The sequence below is a fragment of the Cellulomonas sp. P4_A2 genome (assembly GCF_056402515.1).
On sequence record NZ_JBFUHG010000056.1, the window covers coordinates 1 to 613 of the forward strand.

1 protein-coding gene is annotated in these 613 nt (G+C 69.0%); it reads left to right on the forward strand.

The window, feature by feature from the left end:
- Positions 1-30: 30 nt before the first annotated feature.
- Positions 31-613 (forward strand): FAD-binding protein (locus tag AC1DUE_RS20050; protein WP_477041168.1); only part of this gene is annotated, 583 nt, incomplete at its 3' end.

The following is a 613-nucleotide window of genomic DNA, read 5'->3' on the forward strand; positions in this document are numbered from 1 at the left end:
CTGCGAAGGGCCTCCGAGGACGGTCTGAAGGTGAAACCGGTCGGCACCGGCCACTCGTTCACCGCGACCGCGGCCACCGACGGCCTCCTGATCCGCCCCGCTCTGCTCACCGGCATCCGGGAGATCGACCGCAAGGCGATGACGGTGACCGTCGAGGCAGGCACCCCGCTGAAGCGGCTGAACGCCGCGCTCGCCCGGGAGGGTCTGTCGCTCACCAACATGGGCGACATCATGGAGCAGACGGTCGCCGGGGCCACCTCGACCGGCACCCATGGCACCGGCCGCGACTCGGCGTCCATATCGGCCCAGATCCGCGCCCTGGAACTGGTCACGGCGGACGGCACGGTGCTGACCTGCTCCGAGAAGGAGAACGCCGACATCTTCGCCGTCGCCCGGATCGGGCTCGGCGCCCTCGGCGTCATCACGGCGATCACATTCGGCGTGGAGCCGGTCTTCCTGCTGACGGCCCGTGAGGAGCCGATGGCCTTCGACCGGGTCACGACCGACTTCGATCAGCTGGTCGCCGAGAACGAACACTTCGAGTTCTACTGGTTCCCGCACACCGGCAACTGCAACACCAAGCGCAACAACCGCAGCGCGGGCCCCGCCGCTC